This window comes from Montanilutibacter psychrotolerans, from assembly GCF_003719825.1.
GTDB classification, from domain to species: domain Bacteria; phylum Pseudomonadota; class Gammaproteobacteria; order Xanthomonadales; family Xanthomonadaceae; genus Montanilutibacter; species Montanilutibacter psychrotolerans.
In genome coordinates this window covers 740897-756725 of the sequence record NZ_RIBS01000001.1, presented here as the reverse complement: position 1 = coordinate 756725, position 15829 = coordinate 740897, and the positions used below count along the sequence as shown (strand labels likewise).

Genomic DNA, 15829 nt, shown 5'->3' with positions numbered 1-15829 from the left:
TCTCCCGGTCAGGCCGGCATCGTCGCCGCGCCTGCCGTTTGATGCAAGCCAGTCGGCCTGAGGACCTGCGTCACGGGGCGTCGGTGAACGCCTCGAGCAGATCCGGATGCCGCACCTGCCCTGCCCCGCGCACGACGTAGCGCTCGATCGTCAGCGACTCGAGCCCCATCGGCCCGTAGGCATGCAGACGCGTGGTCGAAATGCCGATCTCCGCGCCCAGACCGAGCGATCCGCCGTCGTTGAAACGCGACGAGGCGTTGACCATCACCGCCGAGCTGCGCGTGCCACGCACGAACGCCGCCGCGGCCTGCGTGTCTTCGGTGGCGATCACCTCGGTGTGGTCCGAGCCGTAACGCGCGACGTGCGCCAGTGCCGCGTCGAGGCTGTCGACCACCCGCACGGCGATCACCAGGTCCAGGAACTCGGCGGCGTAGTCGGCGTCTTCGGCGATGCCGGCTGCGGGGTACAGTGCGCGCGTGCGTTCGCAACCGCGCACTTCGACGCCGCGACGTTGCAGGGCATCCAAGGCATCGGGCAGGAACTCCCCGGCGATGTCGGCATGCACCAGCAGCGTTTCCAGCGCGTTGCACACCGCGGGCCGCGAGGCCTTGCCGTCAAGCAGAAGGCGCGTCGCGCGCGCCGTGTCGGCGGCGCGGTCGACATACAGGTGGCACACGCCCTTGTAGTGCTTGATCACCGGCACGCGCGCGTGCTCGGCGACGAAGCGGATCAGTCCCTCGCCGCCGCGCGGAATCGCCAGGTCGACCAGGTCGGTCAGCTGCAGCAGCTCCAGCACGTGCTCGCGCGCCGGGTTCTCGACTAGGACCAGCGCCGCCTCGGGCAGGTCGCAGGCGCGCAATGCGCGGTGCAGGCTCGCGGCGATTGCACGGTTGCTGGACAGCGCCTCGGAGCCACCGCGCAGGATCACCGCGTTGCCGGCCTTCAGGCACAACGCGGCCGCGTCGGCGGTCACATTGGGGCGCGCTTCGTAGATCATCGCGATCAAGCCCAACGGCACGCGTACCCGTTCGACGATCAGCCCATTGGGCCGCGTCTGGCTTCGCGTCACCTGACCGACTGGATCGGGCAGCGCGGCAATCTCGCGCAGTCCGGCCACGATGCCGTCGATGCGCGCGGCATCCAGCGCGAGGCGATCGAGCATCGCCGCGCCGGCACCGTTGCGGCGTGCCTGCGCGAGATCGCTGGCATTGGCGGCGAGCACTGTATCGCGGTCCGCGTCCACCGCATCAGCCATCGCTTCGATCAGGTGCCGGCGCTGGGCGGGCTGCAGTGCCGCAACGGCATGCGACGCATCGCGTGCGGCCTCGGCGAGTTTGCGGACGGGGCCCTGCGGTATGTTCGAGGTCATGCGGCATCCTCTTGCGGCAGCACGACGAGGTCGTCGCGGTGGATCACGGATTCGGCATAGCGATAGCCGAGGATCGATTCGATGTCGCGACTGTGGCGACCGACGATGCGGCGCAGGTCGGTCGCGTTGTACTGCACCAGGCCGCGCGCCAGCACACGCGCCGTGGCGTCACCGGCCAGGCGCACTTCGACCAGGTCGCCGCGGCCGAACTCGCCCTTCACCTCGACCACGCCACCGGGCAGCAACGATGCGCCGCGCACGCCCAGCGCCTGCGCCGCGCCTGCGTCCACCTCGACGCCGTGCAAGCCGGCAGGCGCATGGCGCATCCACAGCTTGCGGGCGAGCAGTCGATCCCCGTGCGCGGCGATCCAGGTACCATGCAGGGTGCCGCGCGACAGCGCCGCCACCGTGTCCGCGTCGCGACCACAGAACAGCGCCGTGCCGATGCCGGCGGCAGCCGCCTTGCTGGCAGCCTCCAGTTTGGTGCGCATGCCGCCGGTACCGATGGCGCCGGCGTCGCCAGCGGCCATGCGGTGGGTTTCGGCGGTGATCGCGTCGACCCGCGGTACCGGTCGTGCGTGCGGATCGCGCAGCGGATGGCCGCTGTACAGCCCGGCGATGTCGGTGGCGATCAACAGCACCTCCGCATCCACCAGCGCGGCTACCACTGCGGCTAGGTTGTCGTTGTCGCCGAGCTTGAGCTCGTCCACGGCGACGGTGTCGTTTTCGTTCACCACCGGCAGCGCACCCAGGCGCAGCAGCTCGCGCAAGGTGGCGCGCGCGTTGAGATAGCGGCGGCGATTGCGCACGTCGTCGTGGCTGAGCAGCACCTGCGCTACCGGCACGTCGGACAACCGCTGCCACAGCGCGATCATCGGCGCCTGCCCGAGCGCGGCCAGCGCCTGGCGTTGGGTCAGGCCCGCGGCATCGGTGTGCAGCAGGCCGCGACCGGCGGCCACCGCGCCCGACGAGACGATCACCACTTCCCGTCCCTGCGCGCGGCAATCGGCAACGAAGCGCGCCAGGTCGGCCGCGAAACGATCCGTCAGCCCGCCATCGTCGGCAGCCAGCAGGCTGCTGCCCACCTTGAGCACGGCCCGCCGCCACGGCGGCAACGGTTGTTCGCCGAATGCATGCAATCCATTGCCGTGCACGGTCATGCCTCCAGTTCGACCAGGCGCTGCCGCAATGCGTCCAGGCGCAGGTCCGCCGCGGCACCGGGCGACACGCGCGCGGCAAGGCTCGCCGCGGGATCGCCCTGCGACCAGCGCGCCGGATCGGCGGCCAGTCGATAGGCCTCGCGGAACGGCAGGCCGTCGCGGGCCAGGTCAACCGCGAGGTCCGTGGCGTACATCGACGGATCGAGCGCGGCACGCATCGCGTCGGGCTTCCACTCCAGGTTGCGCAACAGGTCGGGCAGCAGTTCCAGCGCGCCCAGGCCCCGGCCGAAGGCGTGGAAGATCGCGCCCTTGGAGAACTGCAGATCGCGGTGGTAGCCCGAGGGAAGCGACAGCAGCTGTTCGATCTCGGTGCGCGCGGCGGCCGCGGCCGAGTAGCTGGCGCGCATCAGCTCGATCACGTCGGGATTGCGCTTGTTGGGCATGATCGAGCTGCCGGTGGTGTACTGCGCCGGCAGTGCGACGAAGCCGAACTCGGCCGTGGTGAACAGGCTCAGGTCCCACGCCAGCCGGCGCAGGTCCAGCAACGCCGAAGCCAGCGCCTCGATCGCCGCCATCTCGAACTTGCCGCGCGACAGCTGCGCATACGCCGCCGACACCTGCATGCGACCGAACCCAAGCGCGGCGGTGGTGTGCTCGCGCGCCAGCGGCAGGTTGACGCCGTATCCGGCGGCGCTGCCGAGCGGATTCGCGTCCACCCACGCCAGCGTCTGCCGCGCACGCACGGCGTTGTCGATGAAGCCCTCGGCCCACGCGGCCCACCACATGCCTGCCGACGACACCACGGCGCGCTGCAGGTGGGTGTAGCCCGGCAGCGGCAGCGATGCCTCGGCCTGCGCCCGCGCGAGCGCGACCTGCGCGGTCTCACGGCACAACGCGGCAAGCGTAGCCAGCCGGTCGCGCAGCCACAGCCGCGTCGCAACCAGCACCTGGTCGTTGCGGCTGCGGCCGGTGTGGATCTTGCGGCCGGCGTCGCCGAGTCGTTCGATCAGGCGTGCCTCGATCGCCGAATGACCGTCTTCGTAGCGCCCATCCAGCACGAACGCGCCGCTGCGGAAGTCTTGCGCCAGAACGCCCAGTTCGTGCTCCAGGCCCGACAGCTCGTCCGCGTCGAGGATGCCGATCTGCTGCAGGCCCTGGGCATGCGCGCGACTGGCGTCGATGTCGAACAGGAAGAACTCGCGATCGAGGATCACGTCGTCGCCAGCGCAGAACTGCTGGATGCGGTCGTCGACCTTGACGCCGGGTTTCTGCCAAAGCAGCTCAGCCATTGCGATGCTCCGCGGCGGGGATGCCCGCCATTTCGTCGAGCCCGAAGGCCAGGTTGAGGTTCTGCAACGCCTGCGTCGCAGCGCCCTTGAGCAAGTTGTCCACGGTGGCCACGACGACCAGCCGGCGACCGTCGTCGGCCAGGGTGAATCCACCCAGTTCGACGTGGTGGGCGTTGGCGATGCGGCTGACCCACGGCGCGTCGTCGATCACCTGCAGCAAAGGCTCGCCGGCGTAGCGCATTCGATAACGAGTCAGCACGTCGTCGCGCGCCATGGCCTGCGCCAGATGCAGGTTGGCGGTGAGCGTGATGCCCCGGAAATGCGGCGCGACGTGCGGCATGAATTCGATCGGATGACGCAACTGTCGGGCGACTTCGCGCTCGTGCACGTGGCCAGCCAACGCGTATGGCATGAGGTTGTCGCGCAGTTTGTCGGGGTCGTTCTTGTCCGACGGCGTGGTGCCGGCGCCCGACCATCCGGACACGCCAAAGCACTGCACCGGGCCTTCGAGTGCGTCGAGCATCGGCGCGATCGCCAGCTGCATCGCCGTGGCGTAGCAACCCGGGTTGCTGATGCGACGCTGCCCGGCGTAGCGGCTGCGCGTCAGCTCCGGCAGGCCGTAGAACCAGTTGTCGTCGAAGCGGTAGTCAGCCGAAAGATCCACGACCAACGTGCCGGGCGCGATGTCATCCACCGCCGCCACGAACGGTGCCGCCTTCTGGTTGGGCAACGCCAGCACCAGCGCATCCATGCCCTGCCCGGCCGCCTCGGCCGGCCCGTGGGCCACGTAGCGAAGATCGCCCCAATAGCCCGCTTCGTGATCGGCCAGTCGCTGCCCATCGCGCTCGCGCGAGGACACGAAGCCCAGCTCGAACCGCGGGTGAGCGGCCAGCAGGCGGATCAGCTCGCCGCCGACGTAGCCGCGCGCGCCAACCAGCCCGATCCGGATCGGCCTGTCGTGCTCAGCCATGGGCGTACTCCTCCAGGCGCGCCTGCAGGTGGCGCTTCACCGCTGGCCATTCCGAATCGATGATCGAGAACGTCACCGTGTCGCGGATGCTGCCGTCGGAATGGCGAAGGTGATTGCGGATCACTCCGTCCTGCTTCGCGCCCAGCCTGGCGATGGCCGCGCGCGAGGCGTGATTGAACCAGCTGGTCTGGAAGCCGACGGCGATGCAGCCCAGGGTCTCGAACGCATGTGCGAGCAGCAGTTGCTTGGCCTCGGTGTTCAGCCCGGTGCGTTGCGCGTTGCGCGCGTACCACGTGTAGCCGATCTGCAGCCGCGGCGTGGCCGCGTCGAGATCGTAGTAACGCGTGGTGCCGACCACCACGCCGTGGACATCACGCACGGCGAAGGCGAGCGCCTTGCCGGCCGACTGCATCGCCAGGGCTTCATCGACGTAGGCGTCGACGGCCTCCGGCCTTGGCACGCTGGTGTACCAGAGGTTCCACAGTTCCCCGTCGGTGACCGCCTCGCGCAGCGCTTGTGCGTGCGCCGTCTGCAGAGGCTCCAAAAGCACATGCTTGCCCTGGAGGCGTGGTGCGGCGGACCAGGCACCGGTGCCGCTCATGCCTGCTGCTCCTTCAGCGACGCGGGGCGCGTGCGGCAATGCTCCACGCAATGGCCGATCTCCTCGAAGCCTTGCAGCCCATACCAGAACACTTTCCACTTCTCCTGCTTGATGCAGCCGTCGGATTCGGCGTAGTAGAACGCGTTGACCGGATTGCCTCGCCGCGAGCGCCAGAACAGGCTCGGGTTCTGCTCGCGCATCATCTGCCAGACCGCACGCCCCAGGCCTTCGCCTTGCGCATCGTCGAGCACGGCAAACTTGTCGAGGTAGGTGTGCCCGCCCTCGTCGGTCAGGATCACTGCAGCGCGATAGTTCTCGCTGACGTAGGCGTGTTTGAGTGGGGTGGTGTCGAAGTAATCGGCGTACAACGGCCGACCGAATGCCGACTCGATCAGCGAACGCAGCCGCACCAGGTCCAGCTGATCCCACGACGTCGCCTCGCGCACCAGCTCGCCGCGCCGCACCAGCGTGCCCGAGCCCTTGTGGGTGAACAGTTCCTTGGCCAGCTCGGCCGGACGCGTGATCGACACCGACGACGACAGCGGCAAGGTGTCGAGCAGGTCCTTGATCTGTTCGATCTTCACGCGCATGCCGCCGTTGATCCACGGCTGCGCGACCAGGTGCTCGTACTCGGTCGACAGGTTGATCGAATCGATGACCTTCCCGTCGGCGTCGAGCAACCCACCGGTGCCGGTGAGGAACACGATCTTGTACGGCTGCAGCACCTGCACCAGTTCGTTGGCGGCGAAGTCGGCGTTGATGTTGACGATCTGCCCGCCGGCGGTTTCGCCAAGGCTGGCGATGACGGGGATGGAGCCGGCGTGCAGGCTGGCCTGGATCGGCGCGAGGTCGACGCGCCGCACCTGGCCGACCAGGCCGTAGACCTCGCGGTCGAGGTAGTCGGCCTCGAACACGCCGGACACGATCGAGGTCGCGCGCGCGTCGCTGGCCTGCAGGGCCTCGACCAGCTTGAGGTTCTGCGCCTGGAACACGCGACGAACGATCGCCAATGCTTCGGGCGAGGTCACGCGCAGGCCGTTGACGGTCTGCTTCTCGATGCCGGCCGCGGCGAGTTCCTCGTCGAGCTGCGGACCCGCGCCGTGGATCACGATCGGAGTCAGGCCGACGTCCTGCAGGAAGGCCAGCGACGAAGTCAGCGCCTCGAGGTCGTCGCGCAGCACCGCGCCGCCCACCTTGACCACGGCGAATCGCGCCGCGTCCAGTTGCGAGAAGCGTTTGAGGTACTGCGAGATCTCTTTCGCGCTGCCCATGCTGGAGAGCAGGCGCACGATGGTCTGGCGGGTCTGGAGGTCGTGCACGTTGGTCATTGCTTGGCTTCGCCCAGGATGCGGGTCACGTTGCTGGCATAGCGCTGGAGTTGGTCGAGCGCCACCCATTCGTCGGCGGTGTGGGCCTGGGCGATGTCGCCCGGGCCATAGACGATCGCGTTGAGGCCACCGGCCGAGAACAAGGCCGCCTCGGTCCAGAAGTCGACCGCGTTGCCGATGGGCAGGCCGAGCGCATCGGCCAGGTCGCGCGCTTCGAGGCGGCGGTCCTCGGCCGTGGCCACGTCCCCGGACGGCAGCGCGTCGCCGCGGAAGGTTTCTTCGTACCGCTCGATCGCTCCGGGCGCGCAGAGCGTGCCCAGGCGCTCGTGCAAAGCGTCGATCGACATCGACGGCAGTGGCCGGAAACCAAAGCGCACTTCGGCTGTCGGCGCAATCATGTTGGCCTTGATGCCGCCCTCGACCCGTCCGATGTTGAAGCGCAGGCCGGTGAGTCCACCAAAGCGCTGGTGCGACTGCGACTCCACGAAATCCAGCGCGGCGTCGCCCCAGCGCATCACGTGGTGCAGGGCGCTGGCGTGCATCGCGTTGGCACCGGATGCGTGCCCGGCACTGCCACGGAACTTCATCAGCACCGAGCTGATGCCGCGATGCGCCAGCACCGCCTCGCACTTCGTCGGCTCGGCCACGATCACGTCCTTGAAACCGTGGCTGCTGGCCAGGAAGCCCGCGATGCAGCGCGCGTCGTTGGCCTCTTCGTCGCTGCTGAAAAGGAACGCGGCATCGCCCTGCGTCGCCGACGCCGCCGCCAACAGACCGGCCGCGGCCCCCTTGATGTCGCAGGAGCCCAGGCCGATGGCGCGATCGGCGGTGACGCGCAGGGTGTGCGGGTCGGCCGTCCACGCCGGCGAGGACGGCACGGTGTCCATGTGCACGTTGAACAGGCGCGTCGGATTGCCGCGCACGGCCAGCAGGGACACCGCGCCGTCACCGAAATCGGTGACCTCGACGCGGAAGTCCGGCAGCTGCGCGCGCAGGTAGTCGAAGATGCCGCCGGTACCGATGGCACGCGGCGGGTTGCGTGTGTCGAACGACACCAGCGCTTCGAGATGGCGAAGTACGTCGGAAAGCGTGACGTCGGAAAGCATGTTCTGTTCCATTTCCGTGGGAGCGGCCCCAGCCGCGATGTCGGCCAGCGGCTTGCCATGGTGTGGGTGACTGCGGTGTGGGGCGGACGGATCGCGCAGCAAGCACGCGCCCCGGCCGCTCGCACGACCGGGCTCGACTACTTGCGGTTGATCTCCGCCCACAGCGTGCTGCTCATGCCGAACAGCTTGATGAAGCCCTCGGCTTCCGCCACGCCCCAATCGGCCGCCTGCGCGTAGGTCGCGCCCTTGGCGTTGAGGATGTGCGGCGAGTCGATCGCCACCGCGCCGACGCTGCCGCCCTGGGTTTCCAGCACCACTTCGCCGTTGACGGTGGCCTGGCTCGACGCCAGGAACGCTTCCAGGTCGGCCTTCAGCGGGTCGTGGAAGAAGCCTTCGTACACCAGCTCCACCCACTTGCGCGCGATGTCGGGCTTGAAGCGGTTCTGCTGCTTGCTCAACACCGCTTCCTCAAGCGCACGATGCGCCACGAGCAACGCCGTCAGGCCCGGAGCCTCGAAGATGATCCGCCCCTTGAGACCGATCGTGGTGTCGCCGGTGTACAGGCCGCGACCGACGCCGTATTGCGCGAACAGCCCATTGAGTTTGGCCAGCATCGTGTGGCCGTCGATCCGTTCGCCGTCCAGCGTGACGGCCTCACCCTTCTCGAAGCCGATGCGCACGCGCAGCGGCGCCGACGGCCATTCGCCGCGCGGCTTGCACCAGCCCGCCGCACCCTCGCCCGGCGCCTGCCAGCGGTCGATCTCGCCACCGGACATGGTCAGGCCGAGCAGGTTCTCGTTGATGGTGTAGGCCTGCTGCTTGGCGCGCACGCCGAAGCCACGATGTTCGAGGTATTTCTGTTCGTAGGCGCGGACCTCTGTGTTTTCCTTCTGGATCTCGCGGATCGGCGCCACGATCTCGTAGTCGCCCAGCGCCTTCACCGCCAGGTCGAAGCGCACCTGATCGTTGCCCATGCCCGTGCAGCCGTGCGCGATGACCCGGGTGCCCAGTTCGGCGCAGCGCTGGAGCGCGGCCTCGACGATCAGGTAGCGATCCGACACCAGCAGCGGGTACTGGCCCTGGTAGCCCTCGCCGGCCCACACGAACGGCTTGACGAAGCCCGACCAGATCGCCGGACCGCCATCGACGGTGACGTGCGAGGCCACGCCGAGTTCGGCCGCGCGCTGTTCGATGAAGGCGCGCTCCTCGTCGTCGACGCCGCCGGTATCGGCGAACACGGTGTGCACGTTCCAGCCGCGCTCCTGCAGGTAGGGCACGCAGAAGCTGGTGTCGAGGCCGCCGGAGAAGGCGAGGACGATGTCTTTGCTCATGGTCTTGGTCTTGGTCTGCAAACGGAGAGAGGAAGTGGGTTACTGGCGCACGAGCGCGGCCATGATCGCCTTCTGCACGTGCAGGCGATTCTCGGCTTCGTTGATGGCGATGCATTGCGGCGAATCCATCACCGCATCGGTGGCCTTGACGTTGCGCCGCAGCGGCAGGCAGTGGCTGAAGACACCGTTGTTGGTCAACGCCATCTTTGCCTCGTCGACCATGAAGTGCTGGTGCTGGTCGCGGATGGGCTTTTCCGGCGCCCAGTTGCCGAAGTACGGCAGCGCGCCCCAGCTCTTGGCGTAGACGACGTCGGCGCCGGCATAGGCCGCCTGGATGTCGTGGCTGACGGCGAGCGAACCGCCACTCTCGACCACGTTCTGCGCGGCCCAGCCCATGTAGCGCTCATCCAGCACGTACTCGGGGGTCGGGCACAGCAGCGTCACGTCCATGCCCAGCCGCGTGGCGATGGTCAGCGCGGAGTTGGCGACGGCGGTGTTGAGCGGCTTGGGGTGGTAGGTCCAGGTCAGCACGAACTTCTTGCCGCGCAGGTCGCTGGTGCCGAAATGCTCCTGCAGCGCCAGGGCATGCGCGAGTTCCTGACACGGATGGGTGATCGTCTCCATGTTGATCACCGGCACGGGGGAGTACCTGGCAAAGCTCTTGAGGACGATGTCCTCGCGGTCGTAGGCCCAATCGACGAACTTCGGGAACGCGCGCACGCCGATCAGGTCCACGTAGCGACCCAGCACCTGGGCCACTTCGGCGATGTGCTCCTCGGTCTCGCCGTCCATCACCGTGCCCAGATTGAACTCGATCGGCCACGCGTCCTTGCCCGGCTGCAGCACCACGGCATGGCCGCCAAGCTGGAACGCGCCAAGTTCGAAGCTGGTGCGCGTGCGCATCGACGGATTGAAGAACACCAGCGCGATCGATTTGCCGCGCAGCTGGTCGCCAAGCTTGCTGCGCTTGAACTGCGCAGCCTGTTCCAGCAAGGCGTCGAGGTCGGCGCGCGACCAGTCCTGGGTGTTGAGGAAATGCTTGAGGGTGGTGGTCATTGCGCGATCCGGTGAGGGGAATGGAGCATCGGGGCGTGCCGCTGGAAGCGTGCGGAATGGGCGGTGGAAGACTTGCAAAAGCGGTGTGACGGGCGGGACGTGGTGTTGCCGGTGGAACCAGGCAGGGAAACCGGCCTGTCGTTTGCCATCGAGTCGCGGGCCCAGAAACGAAAAAACCCAGCTCGAAGGCTGGGTTTGTCGTGAAGACATGAAACGGCGATGTGCGCCGTTACCCAGCCGGAATGGACGGGTACGGTCGGCGCGCGCGCGAGGTCATGCCCGCTGCCATGTAGGCAGAGGTCAGGATGTCGGCGTCGGCGCGCAGGGGGTTCATGTCGGGGCGGATGGTCGCATGCGCGAATGGCGAGGGCAAGCGCGGTGGCGCGGCCGGCCGGATCAGCGCTCGCCGACCGGGCTCACGATCGGGGTCACGCCGATGCGGATGCGCAGGCGGTTGCCGGGGTCCTCGGGAAGGCGCGAACGGTACCGCGACCCCTTGTAGACATAGTCGACGTCGTAGGCGATCGGGCGGCGGAACTCACGCTCGACCGGCACCGCGCGGCATCGTTCTGCAGGCTCCGGCGTCTCGCGCGCCAGCGCGTCCTTGACCGCACCCACGACGCGCGACAACCGCGACCCGTCGGCTTGCGGGCGCGGGCTCTGGTCGCATCGCTGTTCGATGCGGGTGGCGGTCAGCGTCTGGTAGACGGGCTCCACGCGCAGCACTTCGGCGTAGGCGTAGCGCACGTTCTCGGCCTGGATGACCGTGCGCTCCTGTGCCGCTGCCACGCCGGCGCACAAGGCCAGCGACAGTACGGCGGCGGACAGGAAGGGGCGGCTCATCGGGCAGGAGGGCTCGTCTTGCGTGAAGGCGAATTGTAGTGGCAGGCGGCCGGCAAGGGCTGAATCCTTGCTGTCATGCGCCGGTAGCCTTGCTGTGGGCCACGCCCGAGGGCCACGCAGGTGGGATCGCCGGCTAGAATGGCGTGAATCCCCGCGTTGCCCCCCATGAGCCTCCAACTCTTCAACAGCCTGACCCGCCAGGTCGAGGCTTTCGCACCGTCCGACCCTGCCCGCACGACGATGTACGTGTGTGGACCGACCGTCTACAACTACGTGCACATCGGCAATGCGCGCGGCCCGGTGGTGTTCGGCGTGCTCGCCGACCTGCTGCGGCGCCGCTTCGGCAACGTGGCCTACGCGCGCAACATCACCGACGTCGACGACAAGATCAACGCCGCCGCACGCGAGCAGGGCGTGCCGATCAGCACGATCACCGACCGCTTCGCCGCTGCCTACCGCGACGACATGGCCGCACTGGGCGTGCGCGCTCCCGATCTCGAACCCGAGGCCACCGCCCACATCGCCCAGATCATCGCGATGATCGAGCGCCTGATCGCGGCCGGGCATGCCTACGCCGCCGAGGAGCACGTGCTGTTCGCCGTCGCCAGCTTCGACGGCTACGGAAAGCTGTCGCGCCGCGACACCGAGGACATGATCGCCGGCGCGCGGGTCGATGTGGCTCCCTACAAGCGCGATCCGGGTGACTTCGTGCTGTGGAAGCCGTCCAGCGACGACCTGCCCGGCTGGGATTCGCCGTGGGGCCGCGGGCGCCCGGGCTGGCACATCGAGTGCTCGGCCATGGCCGCCGCGCACCTGGGAGAGACGATCGACATCCACGCCGGTGGCGTCGACCTGCAGTTCCCGCACCACGAAAACGAGATCGCCCAGAGCGAGTGCGCGCACGGCGGTCGTCCGTTCGCGCGGTTCTGGCTGCACAACGGGATGCTCAATTTCAGCGGCACCAAGATGTCCAAGTCGCTGGGCAACATCCAGAAGGTCCACGACCTGGTGCGCGAACATCCGCCAGAGGCGCTGCGCTATGCACTGCTGAGCGCCCACTACCGACAGCCGCTGGACTGGTCCGACGGCCTGGTCGACCAGGCCATCCGCACTCTGGATCGCCTGTACGGCACGCTGCGTGACCTGGGCGACGTGGCGGATGCGAGTCCGGCGACGATCCCGGCGGCGGTCGAGGCGATGCTCGATGACGACCTCAACACCCCACAGGTGCTGGCCGAGATCGCGCGCATCGCCGGCGAGGCCCGCAAGGCCGAATCGCCCACCGACAAGGCCCGGTTGAAGGCCGAATTGCTGGGCAGCGGCCTGGCGTTGGGGCTGCTGCAGCAGGACCCCGCTGCCTGGTTCGCCCGTGGCGCGGATGCCGGCGACGACGATCGGATCCAGTCGCTGGTCGACGAGCGCAATGGCGCCAAGAAGGCTCGCGATTTCGCGCGCGCCGATGCGATCCGCCAGCAACTCGCCGACGAGGGCGTTCTGCTGGAAGACACACCGCAGGGCGTACGCTGGCGCCGTGCATAGGATGGAAGGCAAGCCGCTGTGACTCCAACCCCGTTCCCGCTCGAACCCAGCGCCGCCGAGGCGCAGGCCGCGATCCGCGAGGAGTTCGCGTTCTTCGGCGACTGGTCCGAGCGCTACCAGTACCTGATCGACCTCGGTCGCAAGCTGCCGGATCTTCCGACGGCATGGAAGACTGATGAGCATCGCCTGCACGGGTGTCAGTCGATGGTCTGGATCGTCGCTGACGGCGATGCCGCCCGGCTGGATTTCCACGCGATCAGCGATTCGGCGATCGTGTCCGGCCTGATCTTCCTGGCGTTGCGCGTCTACTCGGGCCGCAGCGCCGCCGAGATCGAAGCCACGCAGGCCGATTACATCGGCGACATCGGCCTGGCCAAGCACCTCTCGCCCACGCGCAGCAACGGCCTCACCGCCCTGCTCGGCTTCATCCGCGACCAGGCCCGCCAACGCCTGTGACCCCGGCTGGAGCCCTCGGTGGCTGAGGACGCGCCGGCCGGCGACGCCGCGCAGCCAACCGCTTCCGGCACCGTCCGCGAGCTGCTGCGCAACCGCGGCTTCACCGGCCTGCTCGGCTATCGGCTGCTGGGACTGCTGTCGTACCAGGTGGTCGCGGTCACCGTCGGCTGGCACATCTACGAGATCACGCGCGACCCACTCGCGCTGGGCCTGATTGGTCTGGCCGAGGTGCTGCCGTACATCGCCAGCGCGCTGTTCGCCGGCTACGCCGTCGACAACCTGCCACGACGCCGGGTGGGGATGTTCGCCTGCCTGGGCCTGGGAATCACCGCGCTGGGGCTGGCAGGCATCGCCAGTGGCACGCTGTCCGTGTCCGGAACGTGGTTGATCTACGTCGCGATCGCGCTCAACGGTTTGGTCCGCGCCTTTCTCGCGCCGGTGTACATGTCGCTGTTCGCGCGCGTGCTCAAGCGTGAGCAGTTCGCGCGCGGCGCAGGTGTCAGCAGCGTGGTGATGCAGAGCGGGCTCGTGTTCGGACCGGCGCTGGGTGGCGTGTTGGTGGCCGTGGGCGGCAAGTCCACCGCGTACCTGGTTGCGTCGGTGCTGGCGGTGTTCGCCGCCATCGCCGTCACCAGCCTGCGCGTGACCGAGCCCCCGCTGCCGACCGAGCGGGCGCCGGTGTTTCGCAGCATCGGCGAGGGACTGCGTTTCGTGTTCGGCAACCAGGTGGTGCTCGGCGCGCAGGCGCTGGACATGTTCTCGGTGCTGTTTGGCGGCGCGGTCGCGCTGTTGCCTGCCTTCATCACCGATGTTTTCCACTATGGCCCGGAAGCACTGGGCATCCTGCGCGCCGCGCCTGCAGCGGGTGCCGTACTGGTGGGCCTGTGGCTGGCCCGCCACCCACCGCAACGCCATGCCGGACGCCTGTTGCTGCTCGCGGTCGCCGGATTCGGGTTGTGCATCATCGGATTCGCGCTGTCGCGCAATTTCTGGCTGTCGGCGGGCATGCTGGTGATGTCGGGCATGTGCGACAGCGTCTCGGTGGTGCTGCGCTCGACCATCCTGCAGCTGTCCACGCCAGATCACATGCGCGGCCGCGTGGCGTCGATCAACGGCATCTTCATCGGGTCGTCCAACGAACTGGGCGCGTTCGAGTCCGGCGTCGCCGCTCGCTTGCTGGGACTGGTTCCGTCGGTGATCTTCGGCGGTTGCATGACGCTGGCCGTGGTCGGCATCACCGCCAAGCTGGCACCCAGGCTGCGCAGACTGGATCTGGGCGAGTTGCATTGAGCCAAGCGCGCCCGGCATTCGCCCGAGGCCAGGTCGCAGCCAATCCATCGATGACGCTCCAGCCAACCGCGGTCGCACGCCACGGCGTGGGCGCCAACCGAACACCTGATTCGCGATCCTGATTCGTGGTCGAGGCACGTGACCGCATGCACCGGAAACGACAAGCCCCGCAATCGCGGGGCTTGTCGGTGTTACGCAAGTGCAGCAGCCGGGATCAGTCGCCCATCTGCTTCTGCAGGTGCTCCCACCGCTCCTGCGCATCGATCGTGCGCTCGGCGGTGAGGCGGGCCTCGAGACGTTCCAGGCCGATCTCTTCGCCGGTGTCGACGCAGAAACCGTAGTCGCCCGAATCGACGCGCTTGAGCGTGCTGTCGATCTTGCTGATCAGCTTGCGGTAGCGGTCGCGGGTGCGCAGCTCGAGGGAGTTCTCGGTCTCGCGGGTAGCCCGCTCGGCCTCGTCACCCACGTCACGCACTTCGTCTTTCAGGTTCTCGATGGTCTGCTTGGATTCCTCGACCAGGTCCGCACGCCATTGCATCAGGCGCTGGCGGAAGTATTCGAGTTGCAGCGGGCTCATGTATTCCTCGTCCGCGGCGGGCTTGTAGCCCTTGGGGACGATGGGGCGACCACTGCCTGTTTCTGTCTTGTACTGCACGACTTTCACCTGGCCTTTCGGCGCAGGCGCCTGCGGTTTTGCGGCAACCGCCACCGCGACCTTGCCGGTCGGGCGCGGGGCCTGGGCAGGAGCGGTCTTGGTTGCTGGGTTTGGGGCGGAGGGTGTGTTGGAGCTGGCTGCGGTTGCAGCCGCCGGAGCCACCGACGCGGTCTTTTCCACCGGACGGGGGGCCGGCTGTTTGACCGCTGCGGTCTTGGCTTCGGTCTTGCCTGCCACGGCTGGCTTGGTGACGGCCGTGGTCTTGGCCGCTGGCGCCTTGCCGGCCGCAGCGTTTGCCGTCGCCTTGGCGACGACGGTGTTCTTGTTGGACTTGCCGCTGGCGACCGGCGGCTTCGCTGCAGGCTTGGCCGATTTGGCCGGCGCGGCCTTGCTGACCACCGGCTTCTTGGCCGGAGCCTTGCTGACCGGGGCCTTGCTGGCAGGCGCCTTGGCCGCCGACTTCTTCACCGGCGCCTTCGCAACCGCCTTCTTGGCGACCGGCTTCTTGGCAGCGGGCTTGCCGACGGCCTTGCTGGCGGTCTTCTTCGCCACCGGTTTCTTCACCGGCGCGGCTTTCTTCGCCGCCGGCTTGGCAGCAGTCGCTTTCTTGGCCGCAGCCTTGGCCGCCGGCTTGCTGGCAGCCTTGGCGGTCACCGGCTTCTTCGCCACCGGCATTTTCGCAGCGGCCTTCTTGGCGACCGGCTTGGCGGTTTTGCTGCTGGCCTTGGCGGCCTTCTTCGCGGATTTTTTCACTGCCACGAGCGACTTGTCCTTCTGTTCCCTTGTGACGGGAAAGCGCGCTGTTATACCCTGCCCCGGCTACTGCGGCAACCGCG

General features: G+C 68.2%; 14 protein-coding genes. 3 read left to right on the top strand and 11 right to left on the bottom strand.

Translation table 11 applies throughout. The annotated features are described in order from the left end of the window. Positions 1 to 70: 70 nt before the first annotated feature. The 10 genes from EER27_RS03160 to EER27_RS03115 all read right to left on the bottom strand — a co-directional run bounded on the left by EER27_RS03160 (position 71) and on the right by EER27_RS03115 (position 11053). On the bottom strand, positions 71 to 1369 hold the full coding sequence (locus tag EER27_RS03160) for a glutamate-5-semialdehyde dehydrogenase (RefSeq protein WP_123086544.1): 1299 nt from the start codon (positions 1367 to 1369) through the stop codon (positions 71 to 73). Continuing rightward, positions 1366 to 2529 (bottom strand): glutamate 5-kinase, encoded by a 1164-nt coding sequence (gene proB, locus EER27_RS03155; protein ID WP_123086543.1) that lies wholly within the window; start codon positions 2527 to 2529, stop codon positions 1366 to 1368. The genes EER27_RS03160 and proB overlap by 4 nt, the downstream gene beginning before the upstream one ends. After that, positions 2526 to 3818, bottom strand: a complete 1293-nt coding sequence (gene argH, locus EER27_RS03150) for an argininosuccinate lyase (protein ID WP_123086542.1) — start codon at positions 3816 to 3818, stop codon at positions 2526 to 2528. The genes proB and argH overlap by 4 nt, the downstream gene beginning before the upstream one ends. Continuing rightward, the gene (gene argC / locus EER27_RS03145; RefSeq protein WP_123086541.1) at positions 3811 to 4788 is read right to left on the bottom strand and encodes an N-acetyl-gamma-glutamyl-phosphate reductase; all 978 of its coding nucleotides are present in this window, start codon (positions 4786 to 4788) and stop codon (positions 3811 to 3813) included. Before argC ends, argH begins: the two co-directional genes overlap by 8 nt. Further along, on the bottom strand, positions 4781 to 5389 hold the full coding sequence (locus tag EER27_RS03140; RefSeq protein ID WP_123086540.1) for a GNAT family N-acetyltransferase: 609 nt from the start codon (positions 5387 to 5389) through the stop codon (positions 4781 to 4783). Before EER27_RS03140 ends, argC begins: the two co-directional genes overlap by 8 nt. Next, a complete protein-coding gene (locus EER27_RS03135; RefSeq protein WP_123086539.1) occupies positions 5386 to 6717 on the bottom strand; it encodes an acetylglutamate kinase in 1332 nt (443 codons plus the stop codon). The genes EER27_RS03140 and EER27_RS03135 overlap by 4 nt, the downstream gene beginning before the upstream one ends. Next, entirely contained in the window at positions 6714 to 7823 is a 1110-nt protein-coding gene (locus tag EER27_RS03130; protein ID WP_123086683.1) for an acetylornithine deacetylase, read from the bottom strand. The genes EER27_RS03135 and EER27_RS03130 overlap by 4 nt, the downstream gene beginning before the upstream one ends. Positions 7824 to 7960: 137 nt before the next feature. Further along, on the bottom strand, positions 7961 to 9154 hold the full coding sequence (locus EER27_RS03125; protein WP_123086682.1) for an argininosuccinate synthase: 1194 nt from the start codon (positions 9152 to 9154) through the stop codon (positions 7961 to 7963). Between the two features lie 39 nt (positions 9155 to 9193). After that, complete coding sequence (locus EER27_RS03120; protein WP_123086538.1) at positions 9194 to 10210, bottom strand: N-acetylornithine carbamoyltransferase; 1017 nt, start codon at positions 10208 to 10210, stop codon at positions 9194 to 9196. A 396-nt stretch (positions 10211 to 10606) separates the two neighbouring features. After that, positions 10607 to 11053 (bottom strand): hypothetical protein, encoded by a 447-nt coding sequence (locus EER27_RS03115; protein WP_123086537.1) that lies wholly within the window; start codon positions 11051 to 11053, stop codon positions 10607 to 10609. 165 nt (positions 11054 to 11218) lie between these two features. Between EER27_RS03115 and cysS the strand changes: the two genes are divergently transcribed. From cysS to EER27_RS03100, 3 genes are read left to right on the top strand one after another with little or no spacing between them, the layout of a single operon-like run. Continuing rightward, entirely contained in the window at positions 11219 to 12592 is a 1374-nt protein-coding gene (cysS, locus tag EER27_RS03110) for a cysteine--tRNA ligase (RefSeq protein ID WP_123086536.1), read from the top strand. A gap of 18 nt (positions 12593 to 12610) precedes the next feature. Then, positions 12611 to 13048: a SufE family protein gene (locus EER27_RS03105; RefSeq protein ID WP_123086535.1), complete on the top strand. Its 438-nt coding sequence runs from the start codon at positions 12611 to 12613 to the stop codon at positions 13046 to 13048. A gap of 18 nt (positions 13049 to 13066) precedes the next feature. Then, complete coding sequence (locus EER27_RS03100) at positions 13067 to 14338, top strand: MFS transporter (RefSeq protein ID WP_123086534.1); 1272 nt, start codon at positions 13067 to 13069, stop codon at positions 14336 to 14338. A 214-nt stretch (positions 14339 to 14552) separates the two neighbouring features. Here the strand turns inward: EER27_RS03100 and dksA are convergent, their stop codons facing one another. Continuing rightward, positions 14553 to 15752 carry an RNA polymerase-binding protein DksA gene (gene dksA / locus EER27_RS03095; protein WP_223807138.1) on the bottom strand — a complete coding sequence of 400 codons (1200 nt, stop codon included), beginning with the start codon at positions 15750 to 15752 and terminating at the stop codon, positions 14553 to 14555. Between the last annotated feature and the right edge of the window lie 77 nt (positions 15753 to 15829).